This is a genomic window from Nocardioides piscis (genome assembly GCF_011300215.1).
Classification (GTDB): domain Bacteria; phylum Actinomycetota; class Actinomycetes; order Propionibacteriales; family Nocardioidaceae; genus Nocardioides; species Nocardioides piscis.
Window position 1 is genome coordinate 3,636,229 of the sequence record NZ_CP049866.1, and the last position, 20,051, is coordinate 3,656,279.

21 protein-coding genes are annotated in these 20,051 nt (G+C 69.7%); 9 read left to right on the forward strand and 12 right to left on the reverse strand.

The genetic code is table 11. The features are described from left to right. From G7071_RS17895 to G7071_RS17905, 3 genes are read right to left on the reverse strand one after another with little or no spacing between them, the layout of a single operon-like run. Positions 1 to 1,080, reverse strand: coding sequence for a branched-chain amino acid aminotransferase (locus G7071_RS17895; protein WP_166320717.1), 1,080 nt, complete (start codon positions 1,078 to 1,080; stop codon positions 1 to 3). Positions 1,081 to 1,096: 16 nt separating this feature from the next. Continuing rightward, complete coding sequence (locus tag G7071_RS17900; protein ID WP_166320718.1) at positions 1,097 to 2,155, reverse strand: 3-isopropylmalate dehydrogenase; 1,059 nt, start codon at positions 2,153 to 2,155, stop codon at positions 1,097 to 1,099. Positions 2,156 to 2,164: 9 nt separating this feature from the next. Continuing rightward, positions 2,165 to 2,302, reverse strand: a complete 138-nt coding sequence (locus G7071_RS17905) for a hypothetical protein (RefSeq protein ID WP_166320719.1) — start codon at positions 2,300 to 2,302, stop codon at positions 2,165 to 2,167. A gap of 251 nt (positions 2,303 to 2,553) precedes the next feature. Here G7071_RS17905 and G7071_RS17910 point away from each other — a divergent pair, with 251 nt between their 5' ends. From G7071_RS17910 to G7071_RS17920, 3 genes are all read left to right on the forward strand, one after another. Next, positions 2,554 to 3,120, forward strand: a complete 567-nt coding sequence (locus G7071_RS17910; protein ID WP_166320720.1) for an O-methyltransferase — start codon at positions 2,554 to 2,556, stop codon at positions 3,118 to 3,120. A 184-nt stretch (positions 3,121 to 3,304) separates the two neighbouring features. Then, the gene (locus tag G7071_RS17915; protein WP_166320721.1) at positions 3,305 to 3,916 is read left to right on the forward strand and encodes a hypothetical protein; all 612 of its coding nucleotides are present in this window, start codon (positions 3,305 to 3,307) and stop codon (positions 3,914 to 3,916) included. 129 nt (positions 3,917 to 4,045) lie between these two features. After that, positions 4,046 to 5,473, forward strand: coding sequence for a LamG-like jellyroll fold domain-containing protein (locus G7071_RS17920; RefSeq protein ID WP_166320722.1), 1,428 nt, complete (start codon positions 4,046 to 4,048; stop codon positions 5,471 to 5,473). A 1-nt stretch (position 5,474) separates the two neighbouring features. Here G7071_RS17920 and yczE read toward each other — a convergent pair whose 3' ends face one another. Next, entirely contained in the window at positions 5,475 to 6,140 is a 666-nt protein-coding gene (yczE, locus tag G7071_RS17925; RefSeq protein ID WP_166320723.1) for a membrane protein YczE, read from the reverse strand. Positions 6,141 to 6,202: 62 nt separating this feature from the next. On the opposite strand from yczE, the gene G7071_RS19745 reads away from it, so the two are divergent. Both G7071_RS19745 and G7071_RS19750 read left to right on the forward strand, forming a co-directional pair. Then, positions 6,203 to 6,973 (forward strand): aminotransferase class I/II-fold pyridoxal phosphate-dependent enzyme, encoded by a 771-nt coding sequence (locus G7071_RS19745; protein WP_206062842.1) that lies wholly within the window; start codon positions 6,203 to 6,205, stop codon positions 6,971 to 6,973. Next, positions 6,973 to 7,647, forward strand: coding sequence for an aminotransferase class I/II-fold pyridoxal phosphate-dependent enzyme (locus tag G7071_RS19750; RefSeq protein ID WP_206062843.1), 675 nt, complete (start codon positions 6,973 to 6,975; stop codon positions 7,645 to 7,647). Before G7071_RS19745 ends, G7071_RS19750 begins: the two co-directional genes overlap by 1 nt. Before the next feature lie 6 nt (positions 7,648 to 7,653). Here G7071_RS19750 and serA read toward each other — a convergent pair whose 3' ends face one another. The 3 genes from serA to G7071_RS17945 form a co-directional block, all read right to left on the reverse strand. Continuing rightward, positions 7,654 to 9,240, reverse strand: coding sequence for a phosphoglycerate dehydrogenase (gene serA, locus G7071_RS17935; RefSeq protein WP_166320724.1), 1,587 nt, complete (start codon positions 9,238 to 9,240; stop codon positions 7,654 to 7,656). Positions 9,241 to 9,328: 88 nt separating this feature from the next. Next, positions 9,329 to 10,033 carry a DsbA family oxidoreductase gene (locus tag G7071_RS17940; protein ID WP_166320725.1) on the reverse strand — a complete coding sequence of 235 codons (705 nt, stop codon included), beginning with the start codon at positions 10,031 to 10,033 and terminating at the stop codon, positions 9,329 to 9,331. A gap of 17 nt (positions 10,034 to 10,050) precedes the next feature. After that, complete coding sequence (locus G7071_RS17945; protein WP_166320726.1) at positions 10,051 to 10,713, reverse strand: SDR family oxidoreductase; 663 nt, start codon at positions 10,711 to 10,713, stop codon at positions 10,051 to 10,053. 157 nt (positions 10,714 to 10,870) lie between these two features. Between G7071_RS17945 and G7071_RS17950 the strand changes: the two genes are divergently transcribed. After that, positions 10,871 to 11,770 carry an ABC transporter ATP-binding protein gene (locus tag G7071_RS17950; protein WP_166320727.1) on the forward strand — a complete coding sequence of 300 codons (900 nt, stop codon included), beginning with the start codon at positions 10,871 to 10,873 and terminating at the stop codon, positions 11,768 to 11,770. Next, positions 11,767 to 12,588: an ABC-2 transporter permease gene (locus tag G7071_RS17955; protein WP_166320728.1), complete on the forward strand. Its 822-nt coding sequence runs from the start codon at positions 11,767 to 11,769 to the stop codon at positions 12,586 to 12,588. Before G7071_RS17950 ends, G7071_RS17955 begins: the two co-directional genes overlap by 4 nt. Positions 12,589 to 12,694: 106 nt before the next feature. Here the strand turns inward: G7071_RS17955 and ilvC are convergent, their stop codons facing one another. The 4 genes from ilvC to G7071_RS17975 all read right to left on the reverse strand — a co-directional run bounded on the left by ilvC (position 12,695) and on the right by G7071_RS17975 (position 17,009). After that, entirely contained in the window at positions 12,695 to 13,720 is a 1,026-nt protein-coding gene (gene ilvC / locus G7071_RS17960; protein ID WP_166320729.1) for a ketol-acid reductoisomerase, read from the reverse strand. Positions 13,721 to 13,797: 77 nt separating this feature from the next. Further along, positions 13,798 to 14,337 (reverse strand): acetolactate synthase small subunit, encoded by a 540-nt coding sequence (gene ilvN / locus G7071_RS17965; protein ID WP_166320730.1) that lies wholly within the window; start codon positions 14,335 to 14,337, stop codon positions 13,798 to 13,800. Beyond that, positions 14,334 to 16,097: an acetolactate synthase large subunit gene (locus G7071_RS17970; RefSeq protein WP_166320731.1), complete on the reverse strand. Its 1,764-nt coding sequence runs from the start codon at positions 16,095 to 16,097 to the stop codon at positions 14,334 to 14,336. Before G7071_RS17970 ends, ilvN begins: the two co-directional genes overlap by 4 nt. A gap of 240 nt (positions 16,098 to 16,337) precedes the next feature. Next, positions 16,338 to 17,009: a 4a-hydroxytetrahydrobiopterin dehydratase gene (locus G7071_RS17975; protein WP_166320732.1), complete on the reverse strand. Its 672-nt coding sequence runs from the start codon at positions 17,007 to 17,009 to the stop codon at positions 16,338 to 16,340. Between the two features lie 40 nt (positions 17,010 to 17,049). On the opposite strand from G7071_RS17975, the gene G7071_RS17980 reads away from it, so the two are divergent. Together G7071_RS17980 and G7071_RS18795 are read left to right on the forward strand one after the other, a co-directional pair. After that, positions 17,050 to 17,514 (forward strand): DUF6973 domain-containing protein, encoded by a 465-nt coding sequence (locus G7071_RS17980; protein WP_166320733.1) that lies wholly within the window; start codon positions 17,050 to 17,052, stop codon positions 17,512 to 17,514. A 152-nt stretch (positions 17,515 to 17,666) separates the two neighbouring features. Continuing rightward, positions 17,667 to 18,293 (forward strand): hypothetical protein, encoded by a 627-nt coding sequence (locus G7071_RS18795; RefSeq protein WP_206062844.1) that lies wholly within the window; start codon positions 17,667 to 17,669, stop codon positions 18,291 to 18,293. A gap of 52 nt (positions 18,294 to 18,345) precedes the next feature. Here G7071_RS18795 and ilvD read toward each other — a convergent pair whose 3' ends face one another. Then, on the reverse strand, positions 18,346 to 20,031 hold the full coding sequence (gene ilvD / locus G7071_RS17990) for a dihydroxy-acid dehydratase (protein ID WP_166320734.1): 1,686 nt from the start codon (positions 20,029 to 20,031) through the stop codon (positions 18,346 to 18,348). Between the last annotated feature and the right edge of the window lie 20 nt (positions 20,032 to 20,051).

The following is a 20,051-nucleotide window of genomic DNA, read 5'->3' on the forward strand; positions in this document are numbered from 1 at the left end:
CTAGCTGACCTGGTGCATCCAGCCGAACGTGTCGTCGGCGCGGCCGAACTGGATGTCGACCAGGGCGGAGCGGATGCGCATGGTGAGCTCGGTCGAGGCCGGTCCGGGCAGCTGCCCGTCCTTCCACTTCAGTGAGCCGACCGGAGTCACCACCGCTGCCGTTCCGCAGGCGAAGATCTCGGTGATCGAGCCGTTGGTGACGCCCTCGCGCCACTCATCGATCGAGAACTTCCGCTCCTCGACCTGGTGGGCGAGCTTGCCGGCCAGCTCGATGATCGAGGCCCGGGTGATGCCCTCGAGGATGGTCCCGGTCTCGGGCGTGACGATGCGACCGTCGTCCTGGACGAAGTAGAGGTTCATGCCGCCCAGCTCCTCGACGTACTTGCCCTCCTGGGCATCGAGGAAGACGACCTGGTCGCAGCCCTGGGCGATGGCCTCCTGCTGTGCGACCAGCGAGCTGGCGTAGTTGCCGCCCGTCTTGGCTGCGCCCATGCCCCCGCGCCCGGCACGGGTGTATTCCTCACTGAGCCACAGCGTGACGGGCTTGACGCCGCCCTTGAAGTAGGCACCCGCCGGCGAGGCGATGACCATGAACGTGACGTGCTGGGCGGGACGCACGCCGAGGAACGTCTCGCTCGCGAACATGAAGGGGCGCAGGTAGAGGCTCTTCTCCCCGCCGTCGGTGTTGTCGGGGACCCACCGCTCGTCCACCTTCACCAGCGCCTCGACGGCCGCGATGAAGTCGCCCACCGGGAGCTCGGGGAACGCCAGTCGCTGGGACGAGCGGATCATCCGCTTCGCGTTCTCCTCGGGACGGAACAGGTGCACCGACCCGTCGCCGTGGCGATAGGCCTTCATCCCCTCGAAGGTCTCCTGCGCGTAGTGCAGGACCGCGGTCGCGGGGTCGAGGGTGAGGGGGCCGTAGGGCGTGATCCGCGCGTCGTGCCAGCCCAGCTCCGGCGTCCACTCGACGGTGAACATGTGGTCGGTGAAGTGAGTGCCGAAGCCCGGGTTGGCCAGGATCTCGGCGAGGCGGGCGTCGTCGACCGGGGCGGCGTTGGCGGTGGTGCTGATGTCCATGCGGCTCAGGCTAACGCTAGAGCCGGGCGGCGATCGCGTCGCCGATCTCGGACGTACGGCGGGTGGTGCCCGGCCGGCGGTCCGACAGGTCGGCGAGCACGGCAGCCTCGACAGCGGCTGCAGCGTCCGCGTGGCCGAGGTGGTCGAGCAGCAGCGACGTCGAGAGGATCGCGGCGGTGGGGTCGGCCACCTGCTGGCCGGCGATGTCGGGCGCTGAACCGTGGACGGGTTCGAACATCGACGGCGCCGTGCGGTCGGGGTTGACGTTGCCGCTCGCGGCCAGGCCGATCCCCCCGGTGATGGCGGCGGCCAGGTCGGTGATGATGTCGCCGAACAGGTTGTCGGTGACGATCACGTCGAACCTCGAGGGGTTGACGGTCATGTGGATCATCGCCGCGTCGATGTGCATGTAGTCGGTGGTGACGTCGGGGTGCTCGGCCGCGACGGCCTCGAACAGTCGCCACCACACGGAGCCGGCGTTGACCAGGACGTTGGTCTTGTGGACCAGCGTCAGGTGCTTGCGCGGACGCCGCTCGGCGCGCGCGAAGGCGTCACGCACGACCCGCTCGACACCGAAGGCGGTGTTGACCGAGACCTCGGTGGCGACCTCGTGGGGCGTTCCGACCCGAAGCGCGCCGCCGTTGCCGGTGTAGGGCCCCTCGGTGCCCTCCCGGACCACGACGAAGTCGACGTCACCGGGGTCGGCCAGCGGCGATGCCGTGCCGGGGAAGAGCCGGCTCGGGCGCAGGTTGACGTAGTGGTCGAGCTCGAAGCGCAGCTTGAGCAGCAGGCCGCGCTCGAGGATGCCGGGCGGCAGGTCGGGGTCGTTGGGCTTGCCGCCCACGGCACCGAGCAGGATGGCGTCGTGCTGCCGGATCTCGGCGAGCACCGTCGGCGGCAGGACCTCCTTGGTGCGCAGGTAGTTCTCCGCACCGAGGTCGTAGTGGGTCTGCTCGAACTTGACGCCGGAGTCGACCGCTTCGAGCACCTTCAGCGCCTCGGGAGTGACCTCCTGGCCGATCCCGTCCCCGGGGATGACGGCGAGCTGGACGGTGCCTGTGTTGTCTGAGGTCATGGGCTGAATCTAGTTGTCGTCGGGACGCTGACCGCCCATGTCTCGCAGGTCAAGCGCCGTCTGGACGGCCGCCGCGGTGTTCTCGTAGCTGCGCGGATTGTCCGGGTGGTGCGCCGCGGGACCCCAGTCGGGATACATGTCGTACATGCCGTTCTCCTCGTTCGATCACAAGACTTGGATCGAAGAGCCAGCGGCATCGGGGAGGTCACCTCGTCAACGCCGAACACCGCGACGAGGTGGCCCTTCTGGTTTCAGGCCTCGCCGCGGCGGCAAATGAGTACGAGCACGCTCCGCATGGTGGCGCAAACCTACGCCCGGGAGCCGTTCTTGGAAACGGTGTTGGCTCAGCTGCTCAGGATGCGAGACACGGGTCTTGGCATGGAAGACTCACCATCCTCATGAGTGCCCCTCCCGAACTCCCCGAGATCGTCTCCCTCGCCTTCGCCGTCTCCCGCAAGGCGGGCTACGTCGCGTTCTGCCGCAACGAGACCGGCCGGCTCCTCGCCACGCTCGCCGCCACGCGTGGGGGCACCATGGCCGAGTTCGGCACCGGCTGCGGGGTGGGGACGGCCTGGCTGCGCAGCGGGATGCGCGACGACGCCCGCATCCTGACGGCCGAGCTCGATCCCCGCCTGGCCACCGCGGCGGCCGAGATCTTCACCGACGACGACCGGGTGGAGGTGCTGCAGGCCGACTGGTCGACGCTGCACGAGCGCGGCCCCTACTCCTTGGTCTTCCTCGACTCGGGCGATCCCGAGTCGGTGCGCGTCGATGCAGTGGTCGACCTGCTCGAGTCGGGCGGGATCGTGGTCCTCGACGACTTCACGCCGTGCGAGATGTGGCCACCCATCACCTATGGCCGGGTCGACACCCTGCGCGAGGAATGGCTCACCGACGAGCGCTTCACTGCCGTCGAGGTGATGATCGCGCCCGACGCGTCGGCCCTCATCGCCACCCGTCGTTGACCCAAACACCCCACAAGGGTTGCTCCTGACGGGATTGTCAACCCCTCAGGGGACATATTTTCCCAACTTTGAGACAAGAGTCACCTACATCCCTAGCGTTCTCGTCGCACCCACACAGGGTGCCGGGAACGCCTGACTGGGCCGGTCCCGACCTCGAGACAACTCGGTTGGAGACACCCCCGCCATGAAGAAGCCCTCCCCTCGCACGTCCATGATCCTGGCCGCGAGCGTCACTCCCGTCGCGCTCCTGGCGACGGGCGCCTTGATCTTCTCGTCCTCATACGCGGCGTTCACCGGCCAGACCCGGAACTCGGGAAACCAGTGGTCCACGGGATCGGTCAACCTCACCGACGACGACGGAGGCTCGGCTCGCTTCCAGGTCGCCAACATGCTGCCGGGGTCCACCGACACCAAGTGCATCAAGGTCACGGCCAACGCGTCCGTCCCGAGCCTGGTCAAGGGCTATGCAGTCAACCCCGTCACCAGCCCGCAGGGCCTGGAGAACCGGGTCAAGGTCACCATCGAGGACGGCGCCGGCGGAACGTTCGCCGACTGCACCGGCTTCGTTGCCAGCGGTGCAGCGCTCGTCTCTGAGGCGCCGCTGTCGGCGATCGCCCAGGCAAACTCGTTCGAGAGCGGCTTCGGCGGCTGGGCCGTCAACGCGGGCGTGCAGGTCAAGACCTACCGGATCACCTGGAAGTTCGACACGGCCGGCATGACCCAGGCCCAGATCGACCAGCTCCAGGGCGCCAGCACCGGCATCGACATGCAGTGGGAGATGCGCACCAACGGCTGAGACAGCCCGCTGGACTCCCAACCGGCCGGGACGCGACCTCTGGGTCTCGCCCCGGCCGGTCCGGGCCCAGCGCAGCAGCACGCCTGACGTGCCTGCCCGCCCACCCGCATCACCCGTCTGGAGGCTCGTGTGACCTCCCAGAGCACCGCGCTCGCCGCGGCCGACTGGGCTCGGCTCCTTGCCGTGCTGGGTTCGCGCGCATACAGGACGGCGTTGCTGACGCTCTCGGTCGTCGCGATCGCACCACTGCTCCTCGGCTGGGGTTCCTTCGTCATCAAGTCCGGCTCGATGGAGCCGTCGATCGACGTCGGCGACGTCGTGGTGGCTCGACCCTTCGAGGTCGGCGAGAAGGTCGCTGTCGGCCGGGTCTACGTCTTCGACGACCCCGGCATTAGCCGGCAGCACAGGCTCACGCACCGCATCGTCGCGCTCAACGACGACGGGACCTATGCGTCCGCGGGCGACGCCAACGAGGTCACCGATGCCACCCCGGTCACCACCGGCGACCTCGAGGCCAGAGCCATCATGCTCGCCCCGTTCGTCGGACTCCCCGTCACCTGGATCCAGGCAGGCGAGTGGACCAAGCTCGCCCTCTGGCTGCTGCTGACGATCGCCGCCTTCGTGACCGCGACCCGCAACCTCCCCGGCGAGCCGCCGAAGTGGAACCTGCTGCGGCTGCTCCGGGGTCGGCGCCGCGTCGGCGCGGCCACCCCTCACGCCGACGACCGGGCCAGGTCGGACAAGGTGCTGCTGCGGCACCGCAGCAAGGCCCCCGCCGTGCTCGGCGTCGCCCTGGCGCTGCTCGGCACGGGCGTGAGCACCACGAACGCCGCCTTCACCGCACAGACCAGGAACTCGGGTTCGACGTGGACGGCAGGCGCCTGGTCACAGCCCTACGTCTCCGCCGTGCTGGCCGACCGGCCCGACTCCTTGTGGCTGCTGGACGAGAAGGCCGGCACGCTGGCCGCCCAGGACCGCTCCGGCAACAACGTCCTCGGCTCCTACAAGGCCGCGGCCACGCTCGGCCAGCCCGGCGGCCTGACGGAGAGGAACACCGGCACCTCGATGCGTACGGCGGGTGGGCTCGCCTTCACCTCGGCCAACCCCGCCGGCGCCCCGGGCACGCATTCGGTCGAGCTGTGGTTCCGCAGCTCGGCGACCACCGGCGGACACCTGATCGGCTTCGGCTCCCAGAACGGCGCGACGGCGCCGATCGAGGACCGTGGGTTGCGGATGACGGCGTCCGGACAGCTCACCTATGGCGACTGGAACAACAACCCTGTTCGCGTCATCACGACTCCGCGGGCATACAACGACGGCGCCTGGCACCACGTCGTCGTGACAGCGACGTGGAGCAACTTCAGCGAGTCCATCATCTATGTCGACGGTGCCCCGGTCGTGGCCGGGACGACCTCGAAGACGACGTCCTACCCCGGCTACTGGCGCATCGGCGCCGGCGTGGGCAGCCCGGCCTTCGACGGATCCATCGACAACGTGTCGGTCTACGGCACCGCGCTGCCGGAGCACCGCGTCGCTGCACACTGGAACGCCCGCTGACCTACTCCGCGGGCGTGGTCAGGTCCACGATCAGCCACGGCATCATCAGCTGCGCGAGCGGGCCGATCGCCAGCGCATAGAGGACGGTCCCGACGCCCAGGACGCCACCGAGGAGCAGTCCGATGAGCACCACCGCGACCTCCAGGCTGGTGCGCACCAGACGCAGCGAGAGCCCGGTGCGGCGTGCCAGGCCGGTCATCAGACCGTCGCGCGGCCCGCGGCCGAACTGCGAGCCGATGTAGAGCGCGGTCGCCAACCCGTTGAGCGCCACCCCGCTCACCAGCAGCAGCACCCGCAGCCACACGGAGCCGGGCTCCACCAGGACGGCCAGCGTCGCGTCGGCCGCCACGCCCACCAGCAGCGCGTTGGCGATGGTGCCGATGCCCGGCTTTTCCCGCAGCGGGATCCACAGCAGCAGGACGAGGAAGCTGAAGAGCACCACAGCCTGCCCGATGCTCATCGGCACGTGCCGGATGAAGCCCGAGTGGAGGACGTCCCAGGGGGCGAGGCCGAACGTGCCACGCAGCATCATGGCCAGCGAGGCGCCATACAGGGCAAGGCCGATGAGCAGCTGCGGGACGCGGCGACCGAGCCGGCCGGCGCGGAGCTGGGCGAGGGGCCCGACGTCGACCAAGGTGCGTGCAGGAGCGTGGACGGTTGAGCTCATGGGGACAAGTGAACCCGCGATTGGCCTTCTGTTCGATAGCCAATCATGCGACAGTGGCCTGCATGACGGCATCCATCAACGCCCGGCGAGTGGCCACTCTCGTGGGCCCGCTCGATGACGCCGACCGTCCGCTCTATCTCGACCTCGCGGAGAACCTCCGCCTGCTGATCGGTGAGGGCCGGATCCCGTCGGCCACCCGGCTGCCCAGCGAGCGCGAGCTGTCCTCCGCGCTCGGGGTCAGCCGGACCACTGTCACCCGCGCCTACACCGAGCTGCGCGAGCGCGAATACGTCGACTCGCGCCGCGGCTCCGGCACGGTGACCCGACTCCCGCTGCGGGCGCAGTCGGTGACCGACCGGGTCTTCGCCCCCTGGTCGCAGGACCCTGACGTCGTCGATCTCAACTGCGCGGCCCCGAGCGCCCCCGCCGGCGTGGCGGCGGCCTACGAGTCGGCGCTGGCCGACCTGGCGCCCTACCTCTCCAGCCACGGCTACTACCCCGCCGGCCTCACGCGGCTGCGCGAGGTGATCGCCGAGACCTATGTCGAGCGCGGGCTCGCGACCACGCCCGAGCAGATCATGGTGACCAGCGGAGCACTGGCAGGCGCGGCGGTGCTCGCCCAGGCGCTGACCTCGCCGGGCGACCGGGTCGTGGTGGAGGACCCGGTCTATCCCAACGCCACCCAGGCCCTCGGGCACCGCAGCGCCCGGCTCGTCCCGGCCCCGGTCGACCCGGACGGGTGGGACCTGCCGGCGACCGCGGCCATCGTCCGCCAGGCCGCCCCCGGCTGGCCTACCTCATCCCGGACTTCCAGAACCCGACCGGCCTCGTGATGGCCGACGAGCAGCGAGCCGAGTATGCGGCTGCCCTGCGCAGTGCGCGCGTCACCCCGGTGGTGGACGAGGCCCACCAGCCGCTGGCCCTCGACGGGCAGGAGATGCCGGCGCCGTTCGCCGCGCACTCTCCCGCCGCGATCAGCATCGGCAGCGCGAGCAAGCAGTTCTGGGGCGGCCTGCGACTGGGCTGGCTGCGCGCGCCCGAGCCGATGATGCCGGCCCTGCTCCAGGCGCGCATGAGCCTCGACCTCGGAGCCCCGCTGCTCGAGCAGCTCGCCCTGGTCCACCTGATCGAGAACCGGCACGCCGTCTGGGCGGCCAACCGGGAACGGCTGCGTCGGCAGCGAGACGTCCTGCTCGACGCGCTCGAGCGAGAGCTCCCCAACTGGACCTTCCACCGACCCACCGGCGGGCTGGCGGTGTGGTGCCGGCTGCCGGCGCCCCGGGCCAGCGCGTTGGTCGCCGACGCCGAACGGCTCGGCGTGATCGCCGCTGCCGGGCGGGTCTTCGCCGTCGAGGGTGGGCTGGAGCAGTTCGTCCGGCTGCCGTGGACGCGCCCCACCGACGAGCTCGAGCTCGCCGTGACCCGGCTGGCCCAGGCGTGGGCCCAGTCATCGGCCGGGCCTGGTTCGGCGGCCCGGGGGAACCCGGACCGCCTCACCGTGGCGTGAGCTGCCTCAGACGAGGTTGACGGCGCGCACCGAGGCGGCGCTGATCGCTGCCTCGATCTCGGCCAGCGTGTCGGCGCCGATCGCGGAGTCGACCGACAGTGCGACGAGCGCCTCCCCGCCCGGCACCTGGCGGGAGACCTGCATGCCGGCGATGTTGACGCTCGCGTCGCCCAGGATGTTGCCGACGGTGCCGACCATCCCGGGACGGTCGGCATAGGTGAAGAACGCGAGGTGGTCGGTGGGCTCGATGTCGAGGTCGAAGCCGTTGACCTCGACGAGCCGCTCCTTCTGGTTGATCCCCACGAGCGTGCCACTGACCGAGACCTGGGCGCCGTCGGGCAGGGTGCCGCGGATGGTGATCAGGTTGCGGTGGTCGGGGCTCTCGCTGTCCGACACGAGGCGTACGGCGGTGCCCCGCTCGGCGGCGAGCAGGGGCGCGTTCACGTAGGAGACCTGGTCCTCGACGATGTCGGTGAAGACACCCTTGAGGGCCGCGAGCTCGAGCACCTTCACGTCGAACTCGGTGATCTCGCCGCGAACCTCGACGTCGATCGCGCTGGCCACGCCGCCCGCGAGGGCGGTGAACACGCGGCCGAGCTTCTCGGTGAGGGGGATGCCGGGCCGTACGTCCTCGGCGATGACGCCGCCCTGGACGTTGACCGCGTCGGGGACCAGCTCACCCGAGAGCGCGAGCCGGACCGACTTCGCGACCGCGATGCCGGCCTTCTCCTGGGCCTCGTCGGTGGACGCACCGAGGTGGGGGGTGGCGACGACGTTCTCGAGCTCGAACAGCGGCGAGTCGGTGCACGGCTCGCTGGCGAAGACGTCGAGGCCGGCCGCCGCGATCGAGCCGGTCTTGAGGGCGTCGAAGAGAGCCGTCTCGTCGACGATGCCGCCGCGCGCGGCGTTGACGAGCACCAGTGACGTCTTGGCCGCCTCGAGCTGCTCGGCACCGATCAGGCCCACGGTCTCGGGGGTCTTGGGGAGGTGGACGCTCATGAAGTCGGCCTCGGCGAGGAGCGTGTCGAGGTCCACGAGCCGCACACCCATCTGTGCGGCGCGACCGGCCTGCACGTAGGGGTCGTAGGCGATGACGTTCATGCCGAACGCGCTCAGGCGCTGGGCGACGAGGACGCCGATGCGGCCGAGGCCGACGATCCCCACGGTCTTCTCGTAGAGCTCGATGCCGGTGTACTTGGAGCGCTTCCACTCACCGTTGCGCAGGCCTTCGTGGGCCGGGGAGATGTGGCGGGCGGCGGCCAGCATCAGCGCGACTGCCAGCTCGGCGGCGGAGACGATGTTGGAGGTCGGCGCGTTGACGACCATGACACCGGCCTGGGTGGCCGCCTTGACGTCGACGTTGTCCAGGCCGACGCCGGCACGAGCGACGACCTTGAGCTGCTTGGCCGCGGCCAGGGCCTCGGCGTCGACCTTGGTGGCCGAGCGAACCAGGATGGCGTCGACGTCGACGATCGCAGGCAGCAGCTCTGCACGGTCGGCGCCGTTGCAGGTGCGGATCTCGAAATCAGGACCGAGCGCCTCGACAGTGGCGGGGCTCAGTTCTTCGGCGATGAGTACGACGGGCTTGCTCACAGCGGAGTCCTCGATGGTGGCTCGATGATGGGCGTTCGGGCGAGGTCTGCACGACGCTGTGCGGCCCCGATCCTACAAGGTGAGGCGGTCAGACCGCGCAACCGTCCGGACCGCAGGCCTCACCGGTCGCGACCATCTCCACGACCGGGTGCGACTCCGACCACGCACGTTCGAGCACCTGTCCGAACGCCTGGGCGGGCTGGGCGCCGGAGACGCCGAACTTGCTGTCCACCACCACGAACGGGACCCCCGTCGCGCCATACGCCTGCGCCTGCTCGATGTCGGCCCAGACCTCGTCGGCGTGCTCGCTGCTCCCAAGCACCCGGTCGACCGACTCCTCGTCGAGGCCCGCGGCAGTGACGATCGCCCGCAGCTCCGCGTGGTCGGCGACGTTGCGGGCGTCGATGAAGTATGCCGCCAGCAGCGCCTCCTTCACCCGCCCCTGGAACTGCGGCCCGCCCTGGCTCAGGGCCAGGTGGAGCAGCCGGTGGGCGTCCAGCGTCCCGACCCGCTTCGACTCGTGGTGGCGCCAGAGCATCCCCTCCTCGGCTGCCGCGGCCTCGACCCGGTCGATCATCGTCCGGCCGGCGGCCGACCCACCGCCATACTTGCGGCCGAGGGCCTCGGCGACCGTCTCGACCGGCGTCGTCGGAGCACCGGGGTCGAGCATGAAGGAGTGCCAGACCACCTCGACCTCGGCTGAGTGCTCGAAGTCGCGCAGGGCGCTCTCGAGGCGCCGCTTGCCGATGTAGCACCACGGGCAGACCACGTCGGACCAGATGTCGATGCGCATGTCTGCCGCAACCGCGGTCAGCGAGCGGATGTTCCCGCGACCGCCTCTGCGACGGGGACGTCACCGGCGACGAGGTTCCACTGGGTGCCGATGCCCGCTCCCGTGTCGAGCACCTCGGCCAGGACCGCTGCGACGTCGGCGCGTGGGACCTCGGCCCGTTGGACGTCCTCGCCGAGCTCCACCAGCCCGGTGCCGTCGTCGTCGGTCAGCAGGCCGGGCCGGATGATCGTCCAGTCGAGCCCGCTGGCGCGCAGGGCCTTGTCAGCGTCCCGCTTCGCCTCGACGTAGGCCCGCCACACCGGCCCGGCGTCGCCGGGGACCGGCTCGTCGACGTTGATGGCCGAGACCTGCACGAACCGGCTGATGCCCGCCAGCCGGGCGCCCTGGATCGACTTGAGCGATCCCTCGAGGTCGACCGTCCGCTTGCGCTCGATGTTGCCGTCGGGTCCCCCGCCGGCAGCGAAGACGACGGCGTGCGAATCCTCGAAGGCGGCGGCGAAGTCGTGGGCGGTGGCCTTCTCGATGTCGAGCAGCCGGACGGCCGCCCCGAGCGCCTCCAGGCGGTTGCGATGGGACTCCGAGCGGACGAGGGCGACCGGGGTGTGCCCCCGCGCCACCAGGAGCGGGTGCAGCAGTCGGGCGATCTGTCCGTTTCCTCCGACGATGGCAACGGTGCTCATGCCCGCCACCTTGCCACGGTGCTCCGAACGACGCCGTCGCGCCGGACGGGTCAGGGTCATCCGCGATCCGGGCTCAGGGTGCGGCGGGGGTCGGTTGGGGGCGGCGGGGGGTGTCGTCCCCGATGTGCGGGAGCGGGCGCGACGCGAGGGTTGACCCATGATCACCGTTGACTCACTGACCCGGAGGTACGCCGGCTTCACCGCCGTCGACAACGTCTCCTTCACCGCCCGGCCCGGCCGCGTGACCGGTTTCCTCGGCCCCAACGGCGCCGGCAAGTCGACCACCATGCGCGTCATGGTCGGCCTGACCACTCCCACCTCCGGCTCCGCCACCATCAACGGCACCCGGTTCGCTGACCTCCCCAACCCCGGGCTGGAGGTCGGTGTCCTCCTCGACGCCTCGGCCCAGCACGCCGGCCGGACGGGCCGCGAGACCCTCGCCGTCGCTGCCGAGACCATGGGGCTGCCCCGCGCTCGGGTCGACGAGATGATCGAGCTCGTCAGCCTGACGCCCGCCGAGGCCAGGCGTCGGGTGCGCAACTACTCCCTCGGCATGCGCCAGCGCCTCGGCATCGCCACCGCCCTGCTCGGCGACCCGAAGGTGCTGATCCTCGACGAGCCCGCCAACGGCCTCGACCCGGCCGGCATCCGCTGGATGCGCGACCTGCTGCGCGGCTATGCCAACCAGGGCGGCACCGTCCTCCTCTCCTCCCACCTGCTGCACGAGATCGAGGTCATCGCCGACGACCTCGTGGTGATCGGCAACGGCAAGATCGTCGCCGCAGGCACCAAGGACGAGCTGCTCGCAGCGGCCGGCACGCTCGCGCGTTCCACCACTCCTCGTGACCTCGCCCACGCCCTCGAGCAGGCCGGCATCGCCAGCACGCTCGCCGGGGACGGCTCGGTCCGGACCGACGCCGACCCCGCCGAGGTCGGCGCCGCCGCCCTGGCGGCGGGCATCGCCCTCACCGAGCTCCGCTCCGCCGAGGGCGCCGGGCTCGAAGACATGTTCTTGTCGCTCACTGCCGACACCCAGCGCGAAGGAGTTGCAGCATGACTGCCACCGTCGTCTCCCCCGAGACCCCCGTCACCCCCGCCACCCCCGCCACACGGCGCAGCGTGACACCGATCCCCCTGGTCCGACTGGTCAAGGTCGAGCTGCGCAAGATGTTCAACACCCGATCCGGCTTCTGGATGTTGGTCAGCATCGGGGTCCTGTCGGTCATGGCGACCGTCGCGGTGCTCATCTTCGCCCCGGAGGAGGAGATCACCTACCGCCAGTTCGCGACCGCGTTCGGGTTCCCGATGTCGATCATCCTGCCGATGATCGCCATCCTCGGCGTCACCAGCGAGTGGAGCCAGCGCAGCGGCCTGACCACCTTCGCCCTAGTTCCGAGCCGTAGCCGGGTGGTCGGCGCCAAGGCACTCGCGACCCTCGTGGTCGGGATCGTCTCCATGCTGGCCGCCTTCGCCATCGGCGTCGTCGGCAACGTCGGCGGCTCGGCCCTGCTGGGCGTCGAGACCCGCTGGGACGTCTCGCTGGCACACGCCGGACAGATCATGCTCGGCAACCTCGTCGGCATGGCCATCGGCTTCACGCTCGGCGTCGTGCTGCGCAGCTCGGCCGCCGCCATCGTCGGCTACTTCGTGGTCTCGCTGGTGCTGCCCGGCATCTTGATGCTGCTCGCCGGAGTGCGCGACTGGTTCGCCGACCTCCAGCCCTGGATCGACTGGAACTACACCCAGGTCGGACTCTTCGACGGCGTCACGGACACGGGGCGGGAGTGGGCCATGCTCGGCTCGACCACGGCCATCTGGATCGTGCTCCCCCTCCTCGTCGGGCTGCTGTTCCTGCGACGCGCCGAGGTGAAGTGAGCCTGCGTCCCTCCACGCAACTGGCGGCGGCCGACAGCTCTCCCGAGCGGGAGGGTGTCGGCCGCCGCCAGTTGGGCGTGCGGGGTGGCGCAGTCAGCGAGCGGCCCTACCGGGCCGCACTGCCCTCGGTGTAGTCCGAGTCCTCCTGCTTCCACGCGAAGTGGGAGCGCAGGGCCTTGCCGGTCTGCTCGATGGAGTGCGCGGCTTCCTTCTCGCGCAGCTCGAGGAACTCCTTGCCGCCGTTGTCCTGGTCGTCGATGAACCGCTTGGCGAACGCGCCGCTCTGGATGTCGTCGAGGATCGACTTCATGCTGGCCTTCACGTCGGGGGTGACGACCCGAGGGCCGGAGACGTAGTCGCCGTACTCGGCCGTGTCGGAGACCGACCACCGCTGCTTGGCGATGCCGCCCTCCCACATCAGGTCGACGATGAGCTTGAGCTCGTGGAGCACCTCGAAGTAGGCGATCTCGGGCTGGTAGCCCGCCTCGGTCAAGGTCTCGAACCCGGCCTGGACGAGGTGGGACACGCCACCGCACAGGACGGCCTGCTCACCGAACAGGTCGGTCTCGGTCTCCTCGGTGAAGGTGGTCTTGATGACGCCGGCGCGGGTGCCGCCGATGGCCTTCGCGTAGGACTTCGCGAGGTCCCAGGCGGTGCCGGACGCGTCCTGCTCGACGGCGATGATGTCGGGGATGCCACGGCCGGCGACGTATTCGCGACGCACGGTGTGGCCGGGCGCCTTGGGGGCGACCAGGATGACGTCGACGCCCTCGGGTGCCTTGATGTAGCCGAACCGGACGTTGAAGCCGTGACCGAACACCAAGGTGTCGCCCGCGGTGATGTGGGGCTCGATCGACTCGGCATAGATGTGGCGCTGGAACTGGTCGGGCGCCAGGATCACGATGACGTCCGCCTCCTCGACCGCCTCGGCGACGGAGAGGACGCGCAGGCCCTCGTCCTCGGCCTTGGCGATGCTCTTGGAGCCCTCCTTCAGGCCGACCCGGACGTCGACGCCCGAGTCACGCAGGTTGAGCGCGTGGGCGTGACCCTGGCTGCCGTAGCCGATCACGGCGACGTTCTTGCCCTGGATCAGGCTCAGGTCCGCGTCGTCGTCATAGAACATCTCAGCCACGTCGGGCTCTCCTTCTGGTTGGGTGTTGCGGAAGTTTGATTCGAGACGGTCGCTGCGCGACCTGCTCCACCGCCGGATCAGCCGATCGCGGCTGGGGCGGGCACCGGGACCGGACGCATGCTTCGTTCGCTGATCGAGCGCGACCCCCGACCGATGGCCACCATGCCTGACTGCACCAGCTCGCGGATGCCCAGGGGCTCCAGCACGCGCAAGAAGTCGGCCAGCTTGTCGGCGTTGCCGGTGATCTGGATGGTGATCGCGTCGGGGGCGACGTCGACGACCTTCGCCCGGAACAGCTGTACGGCGTCGAGGACGGCCCCCCGCGAGTGCGGGTCGGCCTTGACCTTGACCAGCATCAGCTCGCGGTTGATCGAGGCCGAGCCGTCGAGCTCGACGATCTTGATCACCTCGACCAGCTTGTTGAGCTGCTTGGTGACCTGCTCGAGGGGCGACTCGTCGACGTTGACCACGATCGTCATCCGCGAGACCTCGGGGTGCTCGGTCGGGCCGACCGCCAGGCTCTCGATGTTGAAGCCGCGCCGGGAGAAGAGTCCCGCGATCCGGGCCAGGACGCCGGGCTTGTTCTCGACCAGGACGCTCAAGGTGTGGGTGCTCACAGGTCATCCTCGTCGAACTGGGGCGCAAGGTCGCGTGCGTACTTGATCTCGTCGTTGCTGGTGCCGGCTGCCACCATCGGCCACACCATCGCGTCGCGGTGCACACGGAAGTCGACGACGACGGGCTGGTCGTTGATGGCCATCGCCTTGTCGATCGTGGCGTCGACGTCGGCCGGTGAGTCGCACGAGAGCCCGACGCAGCCATAGGCGTCGGCCAGCTTGACGAAGTCGGGGATGCGCTTGCTGTGCAGGTCGGTGTTGGAGTAGCGCTCGTTGTAGAAGAGCGTCTGCCACTGACGCACCATCCCGAGCGACTCGTTGTTGATGATCGCGACCTTGATGGGGATGTCGTTGATCGCGCAGGTGGCCAGCTCCTGGTTGGTCATCTGGAAGCAGCCGTCGCCGTCGATCGCCCACACGACCGAGTCGGGCATGCCGACCTTGGCACCCATGGCGGCGGGCACCGAGTAGCCCATGGTGCCCAGTCCCCCGGAGTTGAGCCAGGTGTTGGGTCGCTCGTAGCGCACGAAGTGCGCTGCCCACATCTGGTGCTGTCCGACACCGGAGGTGTAGATGGCGTCCGGGCCGGCGATGGCGCCGAGGCGCTCGATGACGTACTGCGGCGCGAGCGAGCCGTCCGCGGGCGCGTCGTAGCCGACCGGATAGGTCTTCTTCACCCCGGCCAGGAAGTCCACCCAGGCTTCGTAGTCGCCGGTGTGACCGGCGTCCTCCTCGGTCGCCAGGAGTGCGATGAGCTCGTTGATCACCTCGGCGCAGTCCCCCACGATCGGGACGTCGGCATGCCGGTTCTTGCCGATCTCGGCCGGGTCGATGTCGGCGTGGATGACCAGGGCGTTGGGGGCGAAGGAGTCGAGGTTGCCGGTGACCCGGTCGTCGAACCGCGCGCCGAGACTGATGATCAGGTCGCTCTTCTGCAGGGCCGCGACGGCGGCGACGGTGCCGTGCATCCCGGGCATGCCGAGGTGCTGTGCGTGGCTGTCGGGGAAGGCGCCGCGAGCCATCAACGTCGTGACGACCGGCATTCCCGTCGCCTCGGCCAGCTTGAGCAGGCCCTCGGAAGCACGGGCGCGGATGACGCCACCGCCGACGTAGAGGACCGGGCGGCGTGCCTCGAGGATGAGCCGGACCGCTTCGCGGATCTGCTTGCTGTGCGGGCGGGTCACCGGACGGTAGCCGGGGAGCTGGAGCTCGGTCGGCCACTGGTAGTCGGTCATCGCCTGCAGGGCGGACTTCGCGACGTCGACCAGCACCGGACCGGGCCGGCCCGTGGAAGCGATGTGGAACGCCTCGGCGATCCTCCGCGGGATGTCGGCGGGGTCGGTGACCAGGAAGTTGTGCTTGGTGATCGGCATCGTGATGCCGCGGATGTCGGCCTCCTGGAAGGCGTCGGTGCCGATCATCGAGGCCCCGACCTGACCGGTGATGGCCACCAGCGGGACCGAGTCCATGTGGGCGTCGGCCAGCGGCGTGACCAGGTTGGTCGCGCCCGGGCCGGACGTCGCCATACAGACCCCGACCCTGCCTGTCGCCGCTGCGTAGCCCTGCGCCGCGTGACCAGCGCCCTGCTCGTGGCGCACCAGGATGTGGCGAATGCGGGTGGAGTCCATCAACGGGTCATAGGCAGGCAGGATCGCCCCACCCGGGATGCCGAAGATGTCGGTGACGCCCGCGCTCTCGAGCGACTTGATCAGGCTCTGCGCGCCGGTCATGGCCGCGCCGGTCCCGCCCTGCTCTGTCATCGTCAAACCTTTGGTCGTGTGTGGCAACAAAAAACCCCTCGGCCCGGCGGGCAACGAGGGGAGGACGCGGGAGCGGTCGAGGTCGAGGACCTCAGCTCACGCGTCGCGTGCGTACGATAATGAGAGTGCGCATGCGCCTACGGTCGCCGTCGGGGGGTTCCGACGTCAACCTACTCTGCCACTCGTCCCAACATCTGGTACGGCGGTCCCAGCATGTGGCGTCCGTGACGCCCCTCACGCTCAGTCCCGGCCCGCCACCGTGCACACGCACGAGCGGTTCCCCTCGGGGTCCGCGAGCACCCAGTAGGACGGTGCGGCGGCATCGCTGACCAGCGTCCCGCCGGCCGCGAGCGCTGCTCGGACCCGGGGTTCCCCCTCGTCGAGCGGCACCCACACGTCGAAGTGCCAGCGCTGCTCGACCTCGGTGGCCGGCAGCTCCGGGCCACCCGCGCCGGACTCCTGCCACCACAGGGTCGGGACCTGCCCGCTGGGGTCGACCGTCTCGCCGTTCTCGACCTCGCCGCCGAGCAGGGCTGCATAGAACGGCGCGTGGCGATCACCCACATCGGTGTCGAGCCCGATCTCGAGCTGCGTCAGACCTCCCGGGTCCGCCTCGATGCCCAGCTCCGCCGCCTCGGCGCTGATCTGCCGAGCCAGGGCGATGTCGCGCGAGGTGATGCCGCCGACGTCGTGGCTCGAGAGCGTGACCAGGACCTCGGGATAGGTGAGCGTGAGGTCGGGGTGATGGTCTGCCGCCTCGGCCAGCGCGCCGATCCGCTCCACCAGTCGCAGGCCGGTGGCGAAGTCTCCCGTCCGGAACCGGGTCTTGATGGTTCCCAGGACCTGACGCCAGTCGTGGATGCCGGCGTCGAGCACGTCGCGGTGGGTCAGCTTGTCCTTGGAGCCGCTCATGGGTGACACCTTGTCACTGCTTTCTGGCACGGTGAACCCCATGCCGTCACCCTTCGAGTCACTGCCAGCCTCTCTCAAGAAGGTCGCCCAGGCCGTCGTCGGCGCCCCCAACGTCTTCCACGCCGCTCGGGACGCGGGCGCGAGCGCCTCGGCGGCGGCCGACGTGATGGCGGCGTCCGCGGCCGCCGTACAGATCGCCTCGTCCGCCACCGACGGCACACCCGGCCTGCAGAACGCCGTGCGCCACTTCATCTGGCAGGCCTACATCGCCGGCCGTCATGGCGTCGCAGTGGCTCAGGCGGTCGCCGACGCGCACGAGGCCGGACGCGACACTCCCCACGACACCCGCATCGACCAGCACAACAACGAGGTCGGTCGTGCGTACGGCGCTGCCAACTCGGCGACCATCGGCCGCGGGTCGATCACCGACGCGCTGCAGGCGCTGGTGCCGGTGGCAAAGGAGAAGTGGGCCAGCGACGAGCTGATCTGGGTCAAGCCACGCTGACACTGCGTCCTACTACCGCGTAGGAAGTTTTATACCTCGTAAACGCCCGCCCTCGCCACCTCCCTGCGGGTCTGCCCCTGCCTCGAACACCGGCCTAGCGTCCGAAGGAGGGTGTGTCTTAGGGAGGCGCCCACAACCGAGGGAGTAGAAGCATGTTCCACAACATCCGAAATGTGGGTGCCACCTTCATCGTGGCGATCGCCATGGCGGTGGGCTTGTCCGCCGTCAGCCTGGCGCCCGCCACGGCGGCCAAGGGCGGCAACTGGACCGAGGTTGCCAGCAGCGTCGAGGGCGCGATGAAGAGCAAGATCGTGGGCGAGACCTCGCGCGGCGAGGCAGTCACCGGTTCCTTCACCCCCACGCGGTTCGTCCAGCGCAACGGGCTCCTGTGGGCCAAGGGCGTCTTCAAGGGCCAGTTCGAGACCGCCTCGGGCAACGTCAAGAAGTTCAAGGCTGAGCGCAAGATCCTGGTCAGCCGCGCCAACGCCGACGCGTTGACCGCCCGAGCAGCCACCGGAGCGGCGGCGTGCGAGGTCCTTCGCCTGGTGCTCGGTCCGCTCGATCTCAACCTGCTCGGCCTGGTGATCCACCTCGACCGGGTCGTGCTCGACATCACCGCTGTCCCGGGTGCCGGGAACCTCCTGGGCAACCTGCTCTGCGCCGTGGCCGGACTGCTCGACCAGGGCGGCCTGCTGAGCAACCTGCTCGGCCAGCTCCGGACCCTCCTCAACCAGATCCTCGGCTCGCTGGGGCTGGGTCAGGTCGGCCTGCCCCTCTGACCAGGAGCAGCAACCACGCCACACCCACCAGGACGCAGGTCCGCCAAGGTCGTCAGCCGCACACAGCCCCGTGGGCTGCGGACTGCACGACCTTGGCGTACTTGCCGAGCACGCCGCGGGTGTACTTCGGTGGGTTCGGCTCCCAGCCGACCTTGCGCTCGTCGAGGTCGTCGATCCGGACGTCGAGGGTTCGGTTCGCGACGTCGAGGGTGATCTCGTCGCCGTCCCGCACGAAGGCGATGGGACCGCCGTCGACGGCCTCGGGCGCGATGTGGCCGACACAGAGCCCGGTCGTGCCACCGGAGAACCGGCCGTCGGTGATGAGCAGGACGTCCTTGCCGAGGCCAGCGCCCTTGATCGCGCCGGTGATGGCCAGCATCTCGCGCATCCCCGGCCCACCCTTGGGTCCTTCGTAGCGGATGACGACGACGTCGCGCGGCTTGATCTCGCCGGCTGCCAGCGCATCGAGCGCCTTCCGCTCGCCGTCGAAGACCCGCGCCGTACCGGTGAAGGTCGTGTCGTCGAAGCCCGCGCTCTTGACCACGGCTCCCTCCGGCGCGAGCGAACCGTGCAGGATCGCGAGCCCGCCGCTGGCGTGGATCGGGCGGTCGAGCTTGCGCAGGACCTCTCCGTCGAGGTGCTGCGGGTTGAGCGCCTCGAGGTTCTCGGCCATCGTCTTGCCGGTGACGGTGAGGGTGTCACCGTGCATCAGTCCCGCGTCGAGCAACGCCTTCATCACGACCGGGATGCCACCGATCTTGTCGACGTCGTTCATCACGAAGCGACCGAAGGGCTTGAGGTCACCGATGTGCGGCACCTTGTCGCCGATCCGGTTGAAGTCCTCGAGCCTCAGGTCGACCTCGGCCTCGCGCGCGATGGCGAGGAGGTGGAGCACTGCGTTGGTCGAACCGCCGAGCGCCATCACCACCGCGATGGCGTTCTCGAAGGCGGGCTTGGTCATGATCTGACGTGCCGTGATCCCCTGACGCAGCATCTCCACCACGGCTTCGCCCGAGCGGTGCGCGAACCCGTCGCGACGCCGGTCGACGGCTGGCGGTGCGGCGCTGCCCGGCAGGCTCATCCCGAGCGCCTCGGCGACGCTGGCCATCGTGTTTGCGGTGTACATGCCGCCGCACGCACCCTCCCCGGGGCAGATGGCCTTCTCGATCCGGGTGACCTCGGCCTCGGTGATGCGGCCGGCCAGGCAAGCCCCGACGGCCTCGAAAGCATCGATGATCGTGACGTCGTTGCCGTCGACCTGACCCGGCATGGTGCTTCCCGCATAGAGGAAGACACTCGCCAGGTCGAGGCGCGCTGCGGCCATCAGCATCCCGGGCAGGCTCTTGTCGCACCCTGCCAGCAGGACGCTGCCGTCGAGCCGCTCGGCCATCATCACCGTCTCGACCGAGTCCGCAATGACCTCCCGGCTGACGAGACTGAAGTGCATGCCCTCGTGACCCATCGAGATGCCGTCCGAGACCGAGATCGTCCCGAACTCGAGGGGGTAGCCGCCGCCCGCGTGCACGCCGTTCTTGACCGCCTTCGCCAGTCGGTCGAGGCTCAGGTTGCAGGGCGTGATCTCGTTCCAGCTCGAGGCAACCCCGATCTGCGGCTTCTCCCAGTCCTCGTCGCCCATCCCGACAGCGCGGAGCATGCCCCGCGCCGCAGCGCGCTCAATGCCGTCGGTGACGTCGCGGGAACGGGGCTTCAGGTCCGGCCGGTCTGCGGTGGGGCTCATGACGTGAAGGCTACTTGCGA

What these genes read in the sequence shown, in the direction of transcription:
- G7071_RS17895 (WP_166320717.1), bottom strand. Translation starts at nt 1,080, where the DNA reads ATGGACATCAGCACCACCGCCAACGCCGCCCCGGTCGACGACGCCCGC.
- G7071_RS17900 (WP_166320718.1), bottom strand. Translation starts at nt 2,155, where the DNA reads ATGACCTCAGACAACACAGGCACCGTCCAGCTCGCCGTCATCCCCGGG.
- G7071_RS17905 (WP_166320719.1), bottom strand. Translation starts at nt 2,302, where the DNA reads ATGTACGACATGTATCCCGACTGGGGTCCCGCGGCGCACCACCCGGAC.
- G7071_RS17910 (WP_166320720.1), top strand. Translation starts at nt 2,554, where the DNA reads ATGAGTGCCCCTCCCGAACTCCCCGAGATCGTCTCCCTCGCCTTCGCC.
- G7071_RS17915 (WP_166320721.1), top strand. Translation starts at nt 3,305, where the DNA reads ATGAAGAAGCCCTCCCCTCGCACGTCCATGATCCTGGCCGCGAGCGTC.
- yczE (WP_166320723.1), bottom strand. Translation starts at nt 6,140, where the DNA reads ATGAGCTCAACCGTCCACGCTCCTGCACGCACCTTGGTCGACGTCGGG.
- G7071_RS19745 (WP_206062842.1), top strand. Translation starts at nt 6,203, where the DNA reads ATGACGGCATCCATCAACGCCCGGCGAGTGGCCACTCTCGTGGGCCCG.
- G7071_RS19750 (WP_206062843.1), top strand. Translation starts at nt 6,973, where the DNA reads ATGGCCGACGAGCAGCGAGCCGAGTATGCGGCTGCCCTGCGCAGTGCG.
- G7071_RS17940 (WP_166320725.1), bottom strand. Translation starts at nt 10,033, where the DNA reads ATGCGCATCGACATCTGGTCCGACGTGGTCTGCCCGTGGTGCTACATC.
- G7071_RS17945 (WP_166320726.1), bottom strand. Translation starts at nt 10,713, where the DNA reads ATGAGCACCGTTGCCATCGTCGGAGGAAACGGACAGATCGCCCGACTG.
- G7071_RS17950 (WP_166320727.1), top strand. Translation starts at nt 10,871, where the DNA reads ATGATCACCGTTGACTCACTGACCCGGAGGTACGCCGGCTTCACCGCC.
- G7071_RS17955 (WP_166320728.1), top strand. Translation starts at nt 11,767, where the DNA reads ATGACTGCCACCGTCGTCTCCCCCGAGACCCCCGTCACCCCCGCCACC.
- G7071_RS17970 (WP_166320731.1), bottom strand. Translation starts at nt 16,097, where the DNA reads ATGACAGAGCAGGGCGGGACCGGCGCGGCCATGACCGGCGCGCAGAGC.
- G7071_RS17975 (WP_166320732.1), bottom strand. Translation starts at nt 17,009, where the DNA reads ATGAGCGGCTCCAAGGACAAGCTGACCCACCGCGACGTGCTCGACGCC.
- G7071_RS17980 (WP_166320733.1), top strand. Translation starts at nt 17,050, where the DNA reads ATGCCGTCACCCTTCGAGTCACTGCCAGCCTCTCTCAAGAAGGTCGCC.
- G7071_RS18795 (WP_206062844.1), top strand. Translation starts at nt 17,667, where the DNA reads ATGTTCCACAACATCCGAAATGTGGGTGCCACCTTCATCGTGGCGATC.
- ilvD (WP_166320734.1), bottom strand. Translation starts at nt 20,031, where the DNA reads ATGAGCCCCACCGCAGACCGGCCGGACCTGAAGCCCCGTTCCCGCGAC.